Origin of the sequence: Heyndrickxia sp. NPDC080065, assembly GCF_050281185.1 — a bacterium.
Taxonomy (GTDB): domain Bacteria; phylum Bacillota; class Bacilli; order Bacillales; family Bacillaceae_C; genus Heyndrickxia.
This window is the reverse complement of record NZ_JBNNWS010000022.1, coordinates 31,183-50,580: the sequence shown is the minus strand read 5'-3', so window position 1 is coordinate 50,580 and position 19,398 is coordinate 31,183. Positions and strand designations below refer to the sequence as shown.

The 19,398-nt window shown below is 36.5% G+C and carries 14 protein-coding genes and 2 riboswitches; all 14 genes read right to left on the bottom strand.

Annotated features, from left to right (window positions below; genetic code table 11):
• Nucleotides 1–39: 39 nt before the first annotated feature.
• A complete protein-coding gene (locus tag ACQKP0_RS21895) occupies nt 40–1,104 on the bottom strand; it encodes a BMP family ABC transporter substrate-binding protein (RefSeq protein ID WP_427407947.1) in 1,065 nt (354 codons plus the stop codon).
• A 35-nt stretch (nt 1,105–1,139) separates the two neighbouring features.
• Nucleotides 1,140–2,069 (bottom strand): ribokinase, encoded by a 930-nt coding sequence (rbsK, locus tag ACQKP0_RS21890; RefSeq protein WP_427407946.1) that lies wholly within the window; start codon nt 2,067–2,069, stop codon nt 1,140–1,142.
• A gap of 20 nt (nt 2,070–2,089) precedes the next feature.
• A complete protein-coding gene (locus tag ACQKP0_RS21885) occupies nt 2,090–3,067 on the bottom strand; it encodes a LacI family DNA-binding transcriptional regulator (protein ID WP_427407945.1) in 978 nt (325 codons plus the stop codon).
• A 264-nt stretch (nt 3,068–3,331) separates the two neighbouring features.
• Nucleotides 3,332–4,666, bottom strand: coding sequence for an NCS2 family permease (locus ACQKP0_RS21880; RefSeq protein WP_427407944.1), 1,335 nt, complete (start codon nt 4,664–4,666; stop codon nt 3,332–3,334).
• Between the two features lie 111 nt (nt 4,667–4,777).
• Nucleotides 4,778–4,880, bottom strand: a riboswitch (purine riboswitch).
• 100 nt (nt 4,881–4,980) lie between these two features.
• Nucleotides 4,981–6,522, bottom strand: coding sequence for a glutamine-hydrolyzing GMP synthase (gene guaA / locus ACQKP0_RS21875; RefSeq protein ID WP_427407943.1), 1,542 nt, complete (start codon nt 6,520–6,522; stop codon nt 4,981–4,983).
• Between the two features lie 339 nt (nt 6,523–6,861).
• Nucleotides 6,862–6,963, bottom strand: a riboswitch (purine riboswitch).
• Nucleotides 6,964–6,993: 30 nt separating this feature from the next.
• Complete coding sequence (locus ACQKP0_RS21870; protein WP_427407942.1) at nt 6,994–9,198, bottom strand: transglutaminase TgpA family protein; 2,205 nt, start codon at nt 9,196–9,198, stop codon at nt 6,994–6,996.
• Nucleotides 9,195–10,385, bottom strand: coding sequence for a DUF58 domain-containing protein (locus tag ACQKP0_RS21865; protein WP_427407941.1), 1,191 nt, complete (start codon nt 10,383–10,385; stop codon nt 9,195–9,197). The genes ACQKP0_RS21870 and ACQKP0_RS21865 overlap by 4 nt, the downstream gene beginning before the upstream one ends.
• A 1-nt stretch (nt 10,386) precedes the next feature.
• On the bottom strand, nt 10,387–11,343 hold the full coding sequence (locus ACQKP0_RS21860) for an AAA family ATPase (RefSeq protein WP_427407940.1): 957 nt from the start codon (nt 11,341–11,343) through the stop codon (nt 10,387–10,389).
• 373 nt (nt 11,344–11,716) lie between these two features.
• Nucleotides 11,717–12,544, bottom strand: coding sequence for an ammonia-dependent NAD(+) synthetase (gene nadE, locus ACQKP0_RS21855; protein ID WP_427407939.1), 828 nt, complete (start codon nt 12,542–12,544; stop codon nt 11,717–11,719).
• Between the two features lie 100 nt (nt 12,545–12,644).
• Nucleotides 12,645–14,111: a nicotinate phosphoribosyltransferase gene (locus tag ACQKP0_RS21850; protein ID WP_427407938.1), complete on the bottom strand. Its 1,467-nt coding sequence runs from the start codon at nt 14,109–14,111 to the stop codon at nt 12,645–12,647.
• A 24-nt stretch (nt 14,112–14,135) separates the two neighbouring features.
• Entirely contained in the window at nt 14,136–14,690 is a 555-nt protein-coding gene (locus ACQKP0_RS21845; RefSeq protein WP_427407937.1) for a cysteine hydrolase family protein, read from the bottom strand.
• A 449-nt stretch (nt 14,691–15,139) separates the two neighbouring features.
• A complete protein-coding gene (locus tag ACQKP0_RS21840) occupies nt 15,140–16,123 on the bottom strand; it encodes a hypothetical protein (RefSeq protein WP_427407936.1) in 984 nt (327 codons plus the stop codon).
• Nucleotides 16,120–16,791, bottom strand: a complete 672-nt coding sequence (locus ACQKP0_RS21835; RefSeq protein WP_427407935.1) for an ABC transporter ATP-binding protein — start codon at nt 16,789–16,791, stop codon at nt 16,120–16,122. Before ACQKP0_RS21835 ends, ACQKP0_RS21840 begins: the two co-directional genes overlap by 4 nt.
• A gap of 21 nt (nt 16,792–16,812) precedes the next feature.
• Nucleotides 16,813–19,296: an FtsX-like permease family protein gene (locus ACQKP0_RS21830; protein ID WP_427407934.1), complete on the bottom strand. Its 2,484-nt coding sequence runs from the start codon at nt 19,294–19,296 to the stop codon at nt 16,813–16,815.
• Between the last annotated feature and the right edge of the window lie 102 nt (nt 19,297–19,398).

Here is a 19,398-nt window from a genome sequence, read left to right as displayed (position 1 = left end):
GGCGGCTAAGTTCAACCCCATCTGTCTCATGTTTTTTATTTATTTTAGGGTTGATTTTACACTAATTTCGCCATTGCTTAACTTCTGTTGTACTTCGGTCATTTTATCACGTATAGCTTGAGGAACATGCTCGGTGTAAAGGTTATCCTGGGCAAGACCGACCCCTTCTTCTTTAACCCCTAGTTCTTCATGAGTTCCAAATGGCAGTTTCTCTTCCTTGAATAATTTCAATGCACGGAATGTGGAAGTATCAAGGTTTTTCATCATAGAAGTTAACACACTTCCTGGGTATAGAGAATTTTGGTTGCTGTCTACTCCAATGGAATAAACACCTTTCTCATTTGCTGCTTCTAATACTCCAAGACCAGCTGCAGCTGCAACTTGGTAAACGATATCAGCTTTTTGCGAATTGATTTGAGCTAATGTTAATTCTTTTGCTTTTGGGGCATCAGCAAAGTTACCAATAAATGACGCAACAACCTTTACATCCGGATCGATATATTTAGCTCCTTGCTCATAACCTGATTTAAAGTCATTAATAATTGGAATATCCATACCTCCGACAAATCCTATTACCTTTTCAGGATTTGCTCCTTTAAGTTCCGGACTTGTTGTTGCTAGGGCAGCAAATGCTCCTGCTAAAAATGAACCTTCACTTTGAGAATAGGTCATAGAATAGACGTTTGGCTGATCTGCCACTACATCATCAAAAAAGATAAACTTTTGATCTGGGTATTTTTGTGCTAATTCAGAGACTATTTCTACTGTTTGGCTTGTACCAACTAAAATGACATCATATTTTTTGCTTGAAACCATAGACTCAATTCCTGCAGACCAGTCTCCTTGATTCGTACCGCCTTCAATTGTTTTTACTTCATATCCTAGTTCTTTTCCCGCTTTGTCTACTCCACGTTTAACTGAATCAAAGAATGATTTATCACCTAAGGTAGCGTTTACATAATAACCAACAGAAAGCTTTTCATCTGAATTTGCTTTGTTCTTTTTATTACCCTCGGAAGATTTGTTGCCACCGCATGCAGCAAGAATCATCATCAAACTTGCTAAAATGATAGTCAACAATTTAACGTTTGATTTTTTTTTCATTTTTGTTGGCTCCTTTGAATATTATAGTTTCATTACTATTGCTGTGTAGAATGTTTAATAAATTGTTGTGTTTCAATTAAATCAGGCATGGAGGCTTGAGCTCCTGAACGGGTAACCGTAAGCGCTCCTACTGCATTAGCAAATTGAGTTGCTGACCAAGTGTCATTACCCCTTACCAGTGCTGTTGCTAATGCACCAGCAAATGCGTCTCCTGCTGCGGTTGTGTCCACAACCTGCACGTCATACCCGTCAATTGAAAATGTTCTATTTGAATTTGTGACCACAACACCTTGACCGCCAAGCTTAGAAAATACAGTGTTGACTCCTTTTCTCAAGAGCTCCACACTGGCCATTCTTGCCGAACGAATATCAGAAACTTCAATATTAGTAATCTCGGATATTTCCTTTTCGTTTGGTACGATATAATGCACCATTTCGTATAACTCGTCTGGCAAAACTCTAGCCGGTGCTGGATCAAGCATGAATGGAACATCATATTTTTTTGCTATTTTAGCTGTCTCTATTACTGATTCTAATGGTATTTCTAGTTGAACCATTACAAGCTTTGCTTGAGCGATTACATGTTCATGTTCTCTTACATACTCAGGAGTTACTAGATTATTAGCCCCAGGAGCGACAATAATACTATTATCACCATTTTCGCTAATATTAATAAATGCAACTCCTGTAGACACATTCTCAACTCTACCAATATAAGATGTATCTACTCCGACTTTCTGCATATTTTGTAATAGTTGATTGGCAAATACATCGTTTCCAACTCGACCAATCATTGCTACTGATGCGTCAAGTTTACCTGCGGCATAAGCCTGGTTTCCACCTTTCCCTCCCGGACTCATAAACAAATCACTACCAAGGATAGTTTCTCCCCACTCAGGTTTTCGATTAATTTTAACTACCATGTCTATGTTTAAACTGCCTACTACAACTATGTCTGAACTCATTTTACTTTTGGTCCCCCTGATCATGATTCTCTTTGGATGAACTTATGCTCCAGCACCTGGTTCTTGGCTGTGGACCTCACCCCCTTTATTCGTTCAACGAGCATATCAACAGCTGTCACTCCAATTTGATAGGCTGGAACTGAAATGGTACTTAACTTTGGATTACTCATTTGTGCGAATAAAATATCATCAAAGCCAATGACAGAAACATCCTGAGGAATCCTTAGTCGATTTTCTTGAATAGCATTCATAGCGCCCAATGCAATTAAATCGTTTGCCGCAAATACTGCAGTAGGGGTTGATTCGTCTAAAATAGATTTCATAAGCTGATAACCAGACTCATAACTAAAGTTCCCAATCCGAATGTTTGGTTCAAGATTGTGTTCATGCATGGCATCGCAGTACGCTTGGTTTCGCATTTCTGCTGATTGAACAAGGCTAGGTCCTGATAAATGACATATATTTTGATGCCCTTTTTGGATAAGGTGAATAACTGCTTCGTAGGAAGCCTTGTAATGGTCAATCGATACAGTATCAAATGGTGTATTTGTTATGAATCTATCGCACAAAACAAAAGGAATTTTTAATTCAGTCAATTCGTTTACTTTATACTCATCCAATATGGAAGATATTAGAATAATCCCGCCAACTTGCTGACTTATCATTTTCTTAATATATTCTTGCTCGGTACTAGGACTGTTGTCAGTATTACTAATAAACAGTGAAAATCCCTGACGATGTGCTGCATCCTCAATTCCTCTTGCTATGATTGGAAAGTATGGATTCGTAATATCAGGTAAAATCAAACCAATCACATTCGAGGTACTATTTGCCAAATTTCTAGCGATTGCATTGGGATGATACCCCAATTCTTCAATGGACTTAAGGACGAGCTGCCTAATATGGTCTTTAACTTTAGGATTATTATTTATAACTCGGGATACTGTTGCTTTAGATACACCCGCATGATTAGCTACATCCATAATAGTTGCTTTCATATTTTTCTTTCCCCTTAAATTTATGAAACCGGTTTCTTGAATAAATAAAAAAAAGAAAGCGGTTTCTTGAAAAGAATGTAACATATTATTAAAATAAATTTCAAGAGTTTTTTTAAAAAAATATTCAATAAATTTAGAATCATCTTTATGTAGTTTGATAGAGAATACTATTCTCGAACAGTTATCCACACGTCTAGAATTTTATAGTTTCACTAAACAATAAAAAAGAACCTCGAAACGAGGCTCCTTTCAAAAAAAGCAATATTACAAAATAAAAATAAAGTACAAGATAAAAATAACAAAGAAAAAATACATGACTGGGTGTACTTCTTTCCATCTTCCTTTAACAACCATTGTTATTGGGTAAAAGATAAACCCTAATCCAATACCTGTCGCAATGGAATATGTTAAAGGCATCATAATAATTGTCAGAAAAGCTGGCACGGCGATCTCAAATTTTTTCCAGTCAATTTCATTAAGAGACGATACCATCAATACCCCAACAACAATTAAAGCTGGTGCGGTTACAGGAGCAGTGATAACCCCTAAAACAGGAAAGAAAAATAAGGAAAGTAAGAATAAAATAGCTGTTACTACACTTGCAAAACCTGTTCTTGCACCGGCCGCTACACCTGCAGTTGATTCAATATACGCAGTTGTTGTTGATGTTCCTAATATAGAGCCAATTACCGTTGCTGAAGAATCCGCAAATAAAGCCCTTCCAGCTCTTGGGAGCTTATTATTTTTGATGAGTCCTGCTTGATTGGCAACTGCTACTAATGTTCCTGCTGTATCGAAAAAGTCAACAAATAGGAAAGTTAAAACAACGACAAGCATATTTAATGTAAATAAATCGCTTGTGTGATGGAATAATGTTTCAAATGGTGCTCCAAAAGTAGGAGCTATGCTTGGTATCGAACCTACAATCTTATGAGGAACATCAATTAAACCAAAGATCATTCCAACAATTGCAGTTAATAACATACCAATAAAAATGGCACCGTTCCAACCTCTTGTCATTAAAATAATTGTGATTACAATCCCAAAGATAGCAAGTAAAGTAGAACCATCAGTTAAGTTGCCTAAACCTACTAATGTTGCATCATTTTTTACGATGATTCCGGCATTTCGCAACCCAATAAAGGCAATAAATAAACCAATACCTGCACCGACTGCTAATTTTAATTCAACTGGAATCGCATTAATAATTTTTTCACGAAAACCAAATAAAGTTAAAATAACAAAAATAATTCCTGAAAATAATACTCCAGTTAACGCTTGTTGCCATGGCATACCAAGTCCCAAAATAACAGTATAGGCAAAAAACGCATTCAATCCTACCCCAGGCGCGAGAGCAATTGGATACTTGGCCAAAAATGCCATAATCAGCGTACCAATAGCTGCAGCAAGTGCGGTTGCCACAAACACAGCTCCTGCATCCATTCGCAAAGCATCAGGAAAATCTTTAACGGATGATAGAGATAATGTAAGTGGATTTAACACTAGAATATATGCCATTGATAAAAATGTTGTAATTCCACCAATGATCTCACGTCGATAATTCGTACCTAATTCATCAAACTGAAAATATTTTTTCAAACCTTCCCTCTCCCCTTTTCTTTATCGGAATAAAAAAGCTCCGAACAATATTGTTCGGAGCGTTGACTTAAAGGAATGAAAACTCATTTCGAGAGAAACAGACACTTCTCCCCCAAAAATCCATTACCTCGTAGTCAAGCTATTTACGGCAGCTTGGTAGAAACTTATCAGGCCATATCCCCGAAATTATACGATGTTTCTATTCAATTCATATTTATATTTTATATAGTTATTTTGGACTAGTCAACAGAAAAATGCGAATATTATATAATTATTTCTTATTAATGTTCGCATTTTAACTATTAACAACTAGCTTATTCCCACTCAATTGTTGCAGGCGGCTTACTTGTAATATCATAAACGACGCGATTTACATGTTTCACTTCATTTACAATTCTTGTTGAGATGAGTTCAAGTACATCCCATGGAATTCGCGCCCAATCTGATGTCATTCCATCAATAGACGTTACTGCACGGATCCCGATTGTATAGTCATATGTTCTTGCATCTCCCATAACCCCTACACTTCGGATATCAGGGAGTACAGTGAAGTATTGCCAAATTTCACGATCAAGACCTGCATTTTTAATCTCTTCACGTAAAATATAATCTGATTCACGAACAATTTCTAATTTATCTTCTGAAATTGCACCGAGAACACGAATACCTAAACCAGGACCTGGGAAAGGCTGTCTCCATACAATTTCATCCGGAATTCCTAATTCTGTTCCTAACGCACGAACCTCATCTTTAAACAATGTGTTTAATGGCTCAATCAAGGTAAACTGCATGTCCTCAGGAAGTCCGCCAACATTGTGGTGTGATTTAATTGTTTGAGCAGTAGCAGTTCCGCTTTCGATAATATCTGTATACAATGTTCCTTGTGCTAAAAACTCAATACCTTCAAGTTTTGTAGCTTCATCATCAAATACATAGATAAATTCATTTCCGATGATTTTACGTTTTTTCTCTGGATCTGATACACCTTCTAGCTTGCTCATAAAGCGATCTTTTGCATCAACTTTAATAACGTTCATATTGAAGCCATCGGAAAAAGTTTTCATAACCCCTTCAGCTTCACCTTTACGAAGTAAGCCGTGATCAACAAATATACATGTTAGTTGGTCTCCAATTGCTTTATGGATAAGGACAGCTACAACTGATGAATCTACCCCGCCGCTAAGTGCACATAAAACTTTTTTATCGCCAACTGTTTGACGAATTTTTTCCATTTCCATTTCAATAAAGTTTTCCATGGACCAGTTTGATTCACAGCCGCAAACATCAAATACAAAGTTCTTTAAAATGGCATTCCCATATTCAGAATGTTGAACCTCAGGATGGAACTGTACGGCATATAGTTGACGAGCCTGATCGCTCATAGATGAGATTGGACATGATGCGCTTACTGCATCAATAGCAAAACCTTCAGGTGTTTCTGTCACTAAATCTCCGTGGCTCATCCAAACGATTTGCTCTTTAGGAAGATTTCCAAAAAGCTTAGACTCATTTTGAATCGTAATCTTCGCTTTCCCGTATTCACGATGCTGTGCAGGCTCAACTTTCCCACCATAATGCTTCGTCATTAACTGCATACCATAGCAAATACCAAATACTGGTATACCTAAATCAAAAATTGCATGATCACAGTGAAATGCGTTTTCATCATAGACACTGTTGGGACCACCCGAGAAAATAATTCCCTTCGGATTCATTTTTTTAATTTCCTCTGCAGTAATAGTATGTGGGTGTAATTCACTATACACACCAAATTCACGGATTCTTCTCGTAATTAATTGATTATATTGACTACCAAAATCAAGTACAACAATCATTTCTTGTGTTAATTCAGCCATATCCTTTCCCCCTATATAAATTAATACTTTTTACAACCAAAAGATCCTTCGAGCAAATCCATATAATTTATTTTTCCCTACATTAATGAAAACTATTTCATCATCTAATTAAAAGGCTTTGTTAATGATTATTATTGATAAAATTGCCTGTAGGGTATGCGTTCAGCTAGTTATACTCCGTATAGAAATCGCTTCACGCATACCCTACAGAACAACAGTATTGTTTAACAAAGCCAATGAAAAAAACTAGAATTCCACCTCTAAATAAAAAGAAGGCAGAATTCTAGTTTTGAAGCATAGCCAATAACACCATTACAAAACATAATGATGACAAAAACGATAGAATCTTACTGCCTTCATAGTTAAATCATTTAAGGTGATTTAGTAGAGACTTCTGGACCTTATTACCAAAATTATATGAAGCACTATTTTTTTAATTTGTCATCATTTTATACTTGTTTAAACATGCGGTCAACCCGTTGTTTTTTTAATTAAATTTTCCCACAATTCACGGTTCTCCTCCCAATCAATTTCTGTATTTTGACCGCGATAAATACTTCTTTCGTATAGCTCTGTTAAGGAACGCATCGTTTGGGTTCCGAAGAAATTATCCACATATTTTGCATATTCTCTCAATGTTTGACCATTTTCTTTTTTCAATCCATATCTGCCTAACTGTTTTACAAGTGACATATAGGCTTTGGAAAAGGTTTCTGGATCCTTTTTCATCCGATACTTCCAAATAAGTACGGAAGGTAACCATTTATTGCGTTTTAAATAGATAAAATACGAAACTAATCCAATCATTAATATAATGAAAACAGAAAACAGCCAATGAGTTTGGATATAGTTCGTGATTTTCTCCCATAACTTACTAAAAGCAAATCCATCTGAACTGTTCGCTTCTTCATCCAAAGCTGAATCTTTTTTCGGCTTTTTCCCAGTGTCCTTTTCATTTTTTTGATCAGTAGATCCGGCCTGTGTGTTTGAACTAACTAAATCATTATTAAAAATAGCGTTATTTCGAAAACCCATCGTAGGTTCAAATGGTACCCAGCCAACATTAGGGAAAAAGACTTCTACCCAGGAATGAGCATTGTTATTGGTCACTTTATAGATATTCTTAGAAACACCTTCAGATCCTTGATAGTCTCCTGATGAATATCCCTTTACCCATCTCGCAGGAATGTCGATTGAGCGCAGCATTGTGACCATTGAAGTTGAAAAATTATCACAGTAGCCTCTTAATGTTTCAAAAAGAAACTGATCAACATAATCCTGTTTTTCTTTCGGAATCGCAACATTCTTTTGATCATAGGTATATTTACCAGATTGAAGATAAGCTTCTATCGCCTTTGTCTTCTCGTACCAATTCGTTTTTCCTTTTGTTATATCCTTTGCAAGGTCCTTCACACGTTTTGGTAAGCTTTCCGGCAATTGTGTATACCGAGAGTCTATTTGAACATTCTCCCCAGTGATTTCACTCATTTTTTTCATACTGTATCTCTGAATTTGGTAAACAACTTCAAATTCTTTAACATTAATGGGATCTTCATTTTGAAATGCCGTTATTTTTTCTGTTCCTAATTTAACAAAAAATCGGTCATCAATTTCAGGGCTAATAATATTTGTAAATCCATAAGTATAAACTAGATTTGAATTAGGCTCTGCCATAGTAATATCAGCAATTTTGGAGGTTTTTTCATTGTGTTCTATAGCTTCATTTATGGAAATTGAAATTTTCTCCATGGCTGGGTACGTTCTAACTGCAGGTACTGATGACTCCCATCCTTTCCCTGTATATATGTCCTTTGTCTCCATCCTCCAATATTGACGAGATTCGGAAATTGCTGTAAATACAGTTGTATTATCACCAATAAATGGACCACCGAGTTGAGAATCATCTAGTCGATATCCGACTTTACTTATACCTTTTCCTTTTCCTTTTTGAGGATCATTTCCTGCGTAAGATTTAAAAAATGGAACAGGATCCGGCCAAATCGGTGATGCCTTTGGCGCTATAAGCGCAAAAATGGTACTACATGCAATCATCACCGATAACGGGATCATCCATTTTCCCAACATCTTACTTGATGTTTTTAGATTTTCTCGATTAACAAACCGTTGAAAGAATAACATTCCAAGTAAAACAAAACCAATGATAATAGTTCGTAAAATAGCCATTTTACTATTGTATGTTGTAAATGTATCAAGAACCGTAATGTACACAATCGTCATTACAAAAAACAGAAAAATGTTTCTCCTTACTAATAGCCAGTACTTTAATAAATAAGTAATCAGCCAAAGTAAAATAAAAAACAGCAAGGTACGAAACTCATTGGTTAAATGGTTCCAGTCTCTTTCAAATAAGAGATTAATATTTTTAAAGATATCTTTTAAAAGAATACTAATCCATTCTAGTCCCAATAAAGGCACTTTAAAAAAGGTATGATGAAGTGAAAACAAGATATAAAACGTTTTTATCACAAATGTAACAAGAAATGATGCATTTAATAAATACAATGTAAATGAAAGGGCAATGAATATTACAAACAGGTACGTATTTCCGGTATTAGCTACTACCTTTAAAGGATAGATCCATTCCAGAACAAGGAGAAAGCTAAAGAAATACAGCACAAATGTTAACAAGCTTTTATTATTTTCTATAGTATTCACCTATGTTTCACCCCCGTTAAAGCCGAGCGAAAGTCCTCTTCATGAAGGAAATGAACAAATAGCCCGTACCTAGAAGCCTCTGTGCTTAAATGATACTCCTCATTCTGAAAAGCCTCATTAGTTATTTTTACTACAAAAATGATCACGGTTCCCGTTCTTCTTCCATGTTTCCTCAGTGTTTGAATTAATGACTTCGATAAATTAGAGGTAATAATAATCAAGGATGCCGCTTGCTGATAAAAAGCTATTTCTCCATCTAAAATGGTTGACATGGAAACCCGACTATCTGCTTTCACCTTGGCTAGATGGTGAAATAGTTGCTGCTGGTATTCATCCCCTCCCCGAATAGGAAAAATGGACTGATCTCCCCCGATGGAATAGAATCCGATTTGTCCTCCGTGACGAATAACTGTTCGAATGAGTGATGCAGCAAATTTCACACTTGCTTCAAATGAAGAAGAGGGTGACCGATCAAGGATAATAGTTAAATCATTGGATTGACGTTCCTCGAACTCTTTTGTTTGCATTTCATTCATTCTTGCTGTTGCTTTCCAATCGATCCATGTGAAACGGTCACCCGGTTCATAATTCCTTATCCCGGTCACCATTGTCGTGTCATTTTGAATTTTTATCTGAGAAGCGGTCGCACCTTGTTCATATCGACTTTCAATAGAACGGTAAATAATATCTGTGTAGGCAGGATAAACTAGGATTGTTTTTTCTAATGAAAAACTCTTTTCCTTTTCAAACAAGCCAATCGGATCGCCAATTTTGATATAAATCTTGTCAAAATGGTGTTCTCCTCTTGGTACATTTGGCATACTGTATTCAAGGCGGATATGCTTTTTAAAACCCGGAAATATGATTTGCTTCCCATTCTCAGTTGAGAGGCTCGAGGTGTTTTTTATAATAAGAAAAAAGAGTGGGAATGAAAATTTCCTTTCGATCGTAATGGTCATTTCAAGATGCTCTCCGGCAGTATAAGTGTCTCGATTGAACACTCTCTCTACCTTCATATCCCCTAATGGATATAAGGCAACACATAGAGCATAAAGGGCAAACGGGATAAAGCTATAAAATAAAAACCAGCTTACAAATCCCCCCTGAAACATCGCATAGGAAAAAGTTAATAAAAGAAAAATAACTAAAAGGATAAGTTTTCCCCATGTTTTTATTTTCTCTTTCATCTTATCTCACTGCCCTTTGAACTGGGACCTGAACAAACTTGATGACTTCTTTGACAATATCTTCTGCTGTTCGACCGCCATATTTGGCTTCCGATTTTAAAATAATTCGATGCGAAAAAACGAATGGTGCTAAATATTGAACGTCATCAGGAATAATAAAGTCTCTTCCATGTAAAAAGGCATAGGCTTGTGATGCTCTCATTAATGCAATAGAGGCACGTGGACTAACGCCTAAATACACGTTTGAATGATTTCTTGTATAATGTGCAAGATCTACAATATATTGTTTAATGGTCTGGTCGACATAGACTTCTTTTACTTGATCTTGCAGTTCCACTAATTCTGATAGTGAGATAACCGCCTCTAACGTCTCGATCGGTGCTTGTTTTTGCGTGCGATTTAATACTTCAATTTCTTCTTTACGATCAGGATAGCCCATCTTCATTTTTAATAAAAATCGATCTAACTGGGCTTCCGGAAGAGGATATGTACCTTCATACTCAATCGGGTTTTGTGTCGCCATAACAAAAAACGGCCGATCTAGCTTTCTAGTATTTCCGTCTACTGTGACGCTACTTTCTTCCATTCCTTCTAGTAATGCTGATTGTGTTTTTGGAGATGTCCGGTTAATTTCATCTGCTAAAATAATATTGCCCATAATCGGACCTGGTCTATATTGAAACTCTAGCTCTTTCGGATTATAAATGGATACACCTAATACATCAGACGGCAGTAAATCTGGTGTGAACTGGATTCTTTTAAATGAAGCATTTACTGACTTTGCTAATGCACGAACCATCATCGTTTTTCCCACACCCGGTACATCCTCTAACAGAACGTGACCTTCGGCAAGTAAGGTAACAAGACTTAACTCAGCTACATTCGCTTTACCTATCATTACTTTTTCAATATTATTTAGCACTTGCTTCAACTTTGGATGCATGATCGTTCCAGTCATTTTCTAGCCCCCTATGTTATCTAATTTTTCCAGATACAAATAAAGTCCGGAAAATTTATAATTTTGCTATTATTTTTAGAATACTATGAATTGACAATAAGAAAAAGGGTGAAACTGAAAATTCCCCAAATTTCTCCCTTTTTTTCTACGTATAGACCTAGTCCAAAGTTCCCGAATCATAATAAATTTATTATCTAACGGCTTTGTTAAACAATATTTTTGTTTCTAATAAAACCCTGTATGGTATGTGTTCAGCTAGTTTTACTTCGTAAAGAAATCGCTTCACACATACCATACAGGTCATATTATTAACAATAACCATTAACAAAGCTATTCTAACAAAAAAAGAGCCCATATCAGGCTCTTTTTCACTCTATTTCCAGAAATCATCAAAAATAGTAATTGGCATATGCCGTTTATGTTCAGATTTCTGGTAGAGCATTTCTATCGTTTTTCTAGCATGTTCAGATACTTCTTTTCCTTCTAAGTAATCATCGATTTCTTCATAAGTAACGCCTAGTGCACTCTCGTCGGATAATTGTGGACGGTCATCTTCAAGGTCTGCTGTAGGAGTTTTTAAGTATAAGTGCTCTGGGCAGCCTAATTCTTTAAGTAGCATTTTCCCTTGGCGTTTGTTCAAACGGAAAATTGGAACAAGATCTGCTCCACCATCCCCGTACTTCGTATAAAAACCGGTTAAATTTTCAGCCGAATGATCTGTTCCTAGAACGACGCAATTTTCCATCGCTGCAATACTGTATTGTGCTTTCATGCGTTCTCTTGCCTTTTCATTGCCCTTCACAAAATCAGATAAGGTGATTCCTGCTTCTTTTAACGAAGCCTCACTTGCATCTACTGCTGGTTTAATATTAACGGTTAATGCTTGCGTCGGTTTAATAAAATGAATAGCGTCATCGACATCCGCAGCATCCTTCTGTACCCCATAAGGAAGGCGAACTGCAATGAATTTATAATCCTGATTGCCCGTTTCTTCTCTTAGTTCATCAATGGCAAGTTGGGCAAGCTTCCCTGTTAAGGTTGAATCCTGACCTCCGGAGATTCCTAAAACAAACCCTTTAAAAAACGGATACTTCTTTAAATAACTCTTAAGAAAATCAACACTCTTACGAATTTCCTCACGAGGATCAATAACAGCCTGCACTCTCATTCTCTCCATAATACTTTTCTGTAACTCATCCACTCAGTAAAACCTCCTTTATATATAATCACTTTTGCTCTTTTTCAATGTCGATCATCTGCCTGAAAGGGGAACAAAAAGCCTAAATGATAAAAAAGAACATCTATTGTTTTAAGTGAGAGACTTTTTCGCGAACTTCTTCAATATTTTTGATTTTATTGTCCCAGCACTTTTGACTAAGGTCAACTGGGTATTCATGTGGGTTCAAGGAACGTTTGTATTCCTCCCAAAATAGTCCGAGGCTTTCTTTCGTATATCCTTGAATTTCTTTTAAATCTGGTAATCGATAAACATACTCACCATTGACAAAGATATCATGATGTAAGTCCCTAGCTTCAAAGTCGGTGACGGTTTTGCTAATATACGTGTGAACAGGATGGAACATTCTCAGTTGCTTTTGGGAGTGAAGGTCCTCATCATACATCGCAATATAGTCACCTTCAGATTTATAGGTATTTGTATTAATAATTCGGTATACTTTCTTTAAGCCTGGTGTTGTAACCTTCTGGGCATTGGCTGAAATTTTAATTGTATCTTGCATCTTGCCATTTTCATCTTCAATAGTAACAATTTTATAAACCGCACCTAGTGCTGGCTGATCATAGGCTGTAATTAACTTCGTCCCTACTCCCCACATATCAATTTTTGCTCCTTGAGACTTCATGTGAAGAATGGTATATTCATCTAAATCACTAGACGCTACAATTTTTGCATTTGGAAATCCCGCTTGATCCAACATTTTTCTAGCCGCTTTTGATAAAAATGCCATGTCCCCGCTATCGAGTCGGATTCCAAGAAAATTGATTTTATCCCCAAATTCTTTCGCTACCCGAATAGCTGCTGGAACTCCTGATTTCAACGTATCATACGTATCTACTAGGAAAACGCAATCTCTATGGCTTTCTGCATATTTACGGAATGCTGTATAATCATCCCTATATGCTTGTACCATAGCGTGTGCATGGGTTCCAGATACAGGGATGCCAAATCTTTTCCCTGCTCGTACATTACTTGTGGAATCAAAACCGCCAATAAAAGCTGCCCTCGTTCCCCAGATTGCCGCATCCATTTCATGTGCTCTTCTTGTGCCGAATTCCATTAATATTTCATCACCAACGACATGTTTAATTCTTGCAGCTTTTGTCGCAATCAATGTTTGGTAATTCACAATATTAAGCAGAGCTGTTTCAATAATCTGTGCTTGAGCTAGAGGTGCTTCTACTTGAATCATCGGTTCATTTCCAAAAACTAGCTCCCCTTCCTTCATGGAACGGACGGTTCCTGTAAAACGCATTTCACTTAAATATTGAAGAAAATCTTCATCATAGTGAAGTTCTTCACGTAAATATTGAATATCTGATTCGGAAAAGTGAAAATCACGTAAATATTCAACAACTCTCTCTAAACCCGCAAATACCGCATACCCATTATCAAAAGGAAGCTTCCGAAAAAAAACTTCAAATACCGCTTTACGCTCATGCATTCCATCATCCCAATACGTCTTCGCCATATTGATTTGATAAAGATCTGTGTGAAGAGCTAAACCATCATCTATATATTGATTTACCATTAAACCCCACTCCTTTAAACACTCTTAAGAGAGTACCGTTGCACCCAATGTATTTTTAAAATGTTCCAACGCCCATTGATGACCTACTTCATTAAAGCTTGCTACTGTATTCCGATGTACAACGATTTTATACCCTTTATTATAGGCGTCAACTGCCGTATGTAACACACAAATGTCTGTGCAAACCCCACACAGATGGATTTCTTTAATTCCTCTTTCTCTCAGCTTTATATCTAAATCCGTTCCTGCAAACGCACTATAGCGTGTTTTATCCATATAATATACATTTTCGTTATTTTTATGTTGTTCGTAAAGAGTCTGTAAGGAACCGAATAAATCACGTCCGGCTGTCCCCTTTATATTATGCGGTGGAAACAATTTTGTCTCCGGATGAAGCGAATCCCCTTCCCGATGACAATCTATTGCAAACACTACATACTCACCAGATTGAAGAAAATCATTGGTTAATTGCACAATTTTCTCTTCAATCTCTTGACCTGGCTTCCCACAAGTTAACCGACCAGCATCTGCAACAAAATCAAACGTATAATCAATATTAATCAATGCCTTTTTCGTCATAACTAGGTTCCCCCTCCAGACAATCTCGTCCCTATTGTACACCAAATTCTTGAAATAAGAAAAGCGAAGGCGCCTTGCTCATCGGCGTACGGATTTCGTAGTCTTCGACTGAGATAAAGGAGACACGGCGAGGGACGAGTCGATGTTGACTTATCGTAGGGAGAAGACGGAGAAATCCGCTAGCCGATAGGCGCTGGAGCTAGACACAGCAGACACTTTTCATACCTAATATCCTTAGTAAATTTTATGCTTTCTTACCTTTTAAGAAAAAATCCTTGTTTATTCGGTAACTTTTTTCGAAAAGGCTTTGTTAATGGTTCATATGCTTCATCTATATCTAGACTTCGTAAAACTAGCTGACTACGTATACAAGAAGGCCTTAACTCAAAAAAACTCCCTATTATTCCAGTGAAATTTCCTTCACTGCAACCAAATGGGAGTTTTCATGTTTAATTTTTTTGCTTATCCTTTAAAATGCTTTCCACATTTTCTACAATCTTATCATATCCGTATTTTTCAGCTCGCAACCGGATCTCTTCCAATGTTTCCGTTCGGAACTGGGGCATTACTTGAATCTTTGAAACAATGTTTTTAAGTTCTTTGTTGTTTCCTTGAAGTTTATATAGTTTTAACTGTAATTCCATTTTAAGTGGATCGGAGCTGCCATTCATCTGTTTCAGCATCGCTTCGGCCTTTTTGACATCCTCCTCGTAAAAAAGGTAGTAATAAGCGTAAAAATATGAAAAATCGTTTTCCCACTTATTTTTTTCAATTTGCTTAATACTTTCCTTAAATAAAGCTTTGTCTCCCTTATAATAGGCATCACTAATTGCCAATTGATTGAAAAACTTAGAATCTAATCTTTTTTTATTTATCCCTTCACCCTCTTTAAACGGGATATAAAAAGAAACTTGTTTTTCAGGCTTTACTGCTTCTGACAACTGTTTATGAGTGATTTCCCGCTCTTTATGACTATTAACATCATAATAAAGGAGCTGATCCTTTGAGTATCCATAAAAGATCGCAATAATCTCTTGATTACCAATTGGTGAGAATTTAATTAATATGGGTTTATTTTGCTTCAGTCCTTCTAGTATATCTGTTTCATTCCCATAGGTCGGATAAATAAATATATTCCTTTCATCTAGAACCTTTAACATATCTAACATTGATATTGTATGGAAATCCTCAAACTTTGTTATCCGTTTCTGATCCTGTTCTTTCAGTTCACCACCATAATATTGAGATATTCTCTCTAACCCTTCAAAAATAGGATACTCCTTAAATATTGTTTCTTCATGAAATAAATTTTTTTCATGATCGATTTTGGTATATTTAATCTCTTCCTTCTGTGTCGTTTTTACTTGTGGCTTAGGATTGCAGGCTGCAAGCAAAATTAATAGAAAAATATTCAACAACACAAATCTTTTCATGAGATCTTTTCCTTTATTCGACCATCAAAGATATGAATCGTCTCATGTGCTCTTCCTGCAAGTATTTGGTCATGCGTGATCATGACAACTGTTACTCCGTCCTTTTGATGGACTTCCTCCAATAATTCAATAATTCGAACCCCTGTTTCAGAATCAAGATTTCCGGTCGGTTCATCTGCCAAAATAATACTTGGCTTCGTCATTAACGCTCTTGCAATAGCCACACGCTGCTGCTCACCACCTGACAACTTAGAAGGAAGATGGTGCATCCGATGTTCTAACCCTACTCTTTTTAAGGCCTCTACCGCATCCTTCTTGATTGCCTGCGAAGAAAACATTGATAATAATGGCATCATGACATTTTCCAAGGCCGTTGCAGTAGATAAAAGCTGGAACTGTTGAAAGACATAACCAATATTATCCAAACGTAGTTTAGCTAGCTCAAAATCCTTTAATTGATGAACTGGTTTGTCTTCCACCCATATTTCACCACTGTCAATTGACTCTAAACCACCGATTACATGTAATAAAGTTGATTTTCCTGATCCTGAAGGTCCAATAATCGAGGTATAGCTTCCTGAATTTATCGTTAGCGAAATATCCTTTAAAACTTCCACATTTTCGCCGCCAACCTGATAGCTTTTATTTACATTCTTTAATGTTATCATCGTGTTTTCCTCCCTCAATCTCTATGCAGCATGCTGATCCTTGACAACTGTTTGCATTTTTATGGATTGAACAATAAAAAATGAGAATAGCCACATTAAGGAAACTGGTCCAACAATAAATACAATAACGGTCCAAACAGGGATCCAAAGACTTGAGAAGAAGGTTAGGGCTATATAAGCACTAATTGTTCCAACTGTTGAACCAATAGCAGCTACAAATATCGTTTCAATACCGATGTAATATTGAATTCGTTTTAATGACCACCCAATTGATCTTAAAATGAAAAACTCTTTTTTTCGTTCATTGATATTCATAAACAATAAAAGAAAAACGATAGAAACGGTTAAAAGTAATCCAATCACCAGAAATATCGTTTGGAAACTTTTTAAATTTAAGTCAACTGTTTCCCCTAGAAAGCTTAAGAATAAAAAGTCGGATAAACTTTGCTGTGTTGCAATAAATAAAATGGACATAAATGTAGACAACGCAAGAGAAAGTGCTAATAAACCAAAACGGAGAGGACGGCGCAATAATTGATGCAGGACATAAGAATACAAGCTTCGAATAGCAAACCAGCGCATAAAACTCCATTCCGTTCCTTCTCCTTCTAATCCAGCTCTCGGAGATAACTTTAATGCCTTTCTAGATCCAGTCAAATACCCAATCCCGATAAGTAACATCATTAATATCCAAATGATAATAAAGTGATACCAAGAGAGCGTCTTTAACCATAGATTAGCAAAAAACATAACGGATACTGACAGTATGCTTAATCCGATAACTTCAACCATAAGCGTCTGCACAATTTTAAATCGTGACCATCCTACTGCCCGAAGCATTGCAAAATCAACAGAGCGCCGCAATAAGCTTTGCGTTATTACTGTATAGCAAAAAATAAAACTAATCATGAGTAAATAGATAAATAGGAGTATATTTGTTTTTTCAATTTGCTTTTCAATAGACCAGCTAACGCCTTTTTGCTGCCAGCCTTCTTCTACCATTCCGACTTGTCCAGGTTTATTTATACCAAGATCAATATGCACCTTGCTTGCGGAAGATCCAAGCATAATTTCGACACGATGTCCGGTTTCCTCGACAATTTGCTGTGCTACATTTTCAATTTTCCTTTGACTTTCTTCTGAACGTTCATTTACTCCATCAACCACCACTCGTATCGATGATAATGGAGGTTTATCACCATAAAAAGACGATGCCGCATCCAATATCGTTATCGCATCAGGTGCGCCAGTATAATAGGAATCCTTCAATGGTAATGGCAAAAGTGGGGTTGGTTTCATTTCCTTGTCTGTTCCATCCTTGATGATCATACTGTGGTGTGGTGTATAAATATCAACAGGGTCTCCCTTTTTCCAAGAGCTAGCAAGCTGCGGCTTAATTTTGTCTGAATCATAGTAGCCAACAATATCAATAGCGAAAGGAACCATTTCATCTTCTTTTATTTTCTGACGATATATAGGCATATCGAGATTTTTATCAACACCTTCTGCTCTTACTGTTGATTTTAGTTCTAGTTGTGGAATGGCTCCGCTTTCATTTTGGACAATTTTATATTGAAGAGGGGTATATCTTCTTAGATCTCGTTCCGCAAATGTCACCATATAAGGTTCTTCAACATAAGAGTTGTTTTCGTCTAATAATAAATTGACTTGTTTATATCTCCATTCCTCTGACATGGTAGGAAGGGAGAGCTTTGTTACTTCTTTTTTTGGCAAAGAATTCAAATAGTTTGTAGCACCAGTTTTCAAATCATTTTTAGAAACTTTTTTCGGAACTTGAATTTCTGTAATCGTCAACGTTTCATTTACATCATATTTTTGATTAGTAAGAGCTAATATCGGAAGAATCGGCATTCCTTGATCATATTCGATGGTTGCATTTGTTAAATTTTCACCATCTGTCATACTATTCGATAGCTTGTAAATTTCCTCTTCTGCAGCTGGATCTATCGCGATAAGCATCATCTCATTCGGGAATCTTAAACTACCGCCTGGAGGCATATAATTGACAAAACCACCATTTTCCTCTTTATAAGCTTGGGAAAGAATACTACTTTCTGTAGCCGAACCAGCATATTCACTAATGTGGGAATGGTCCCCAAAAATATGGGTATGCAAACCATCGAAGGCTGTTACTTTTGTACGAATAATATGAAAGCTTCCTGTTTCTGCTTTATTATAGTTTGCGGATAATTGATCGAAATCGAAATAGCCAAGGAGTGATAACGGAGCTGCCACTTTTACACCGGTAATAGATCGAATTTTTTTCAAGTCATTCATGGAGATGCCGCCATAGCTTGCAACGCTGGCTTGAGGTGCTACCCACCCATCCTCTAACCCTTTTGTTGCTTTTTCCTGCTTTGGCAGAACGAGAATATCGTATTGATAACGCCAATGCTTTTTTAAATCATCCTTCGCTTGAATAACAATCCGATTACTGACTGATTGTGAACTTAAGTAACCTAATCCTAAACAGCTTAGAATCATAAATAATGTTAAAAATAGAGGCCAACGTTCGCGTAATGTAGTTTTTAAAAAAATAAATATTTTTAATCCCTCCTTAAGATTTATGAACGTGGTTTTTATAAA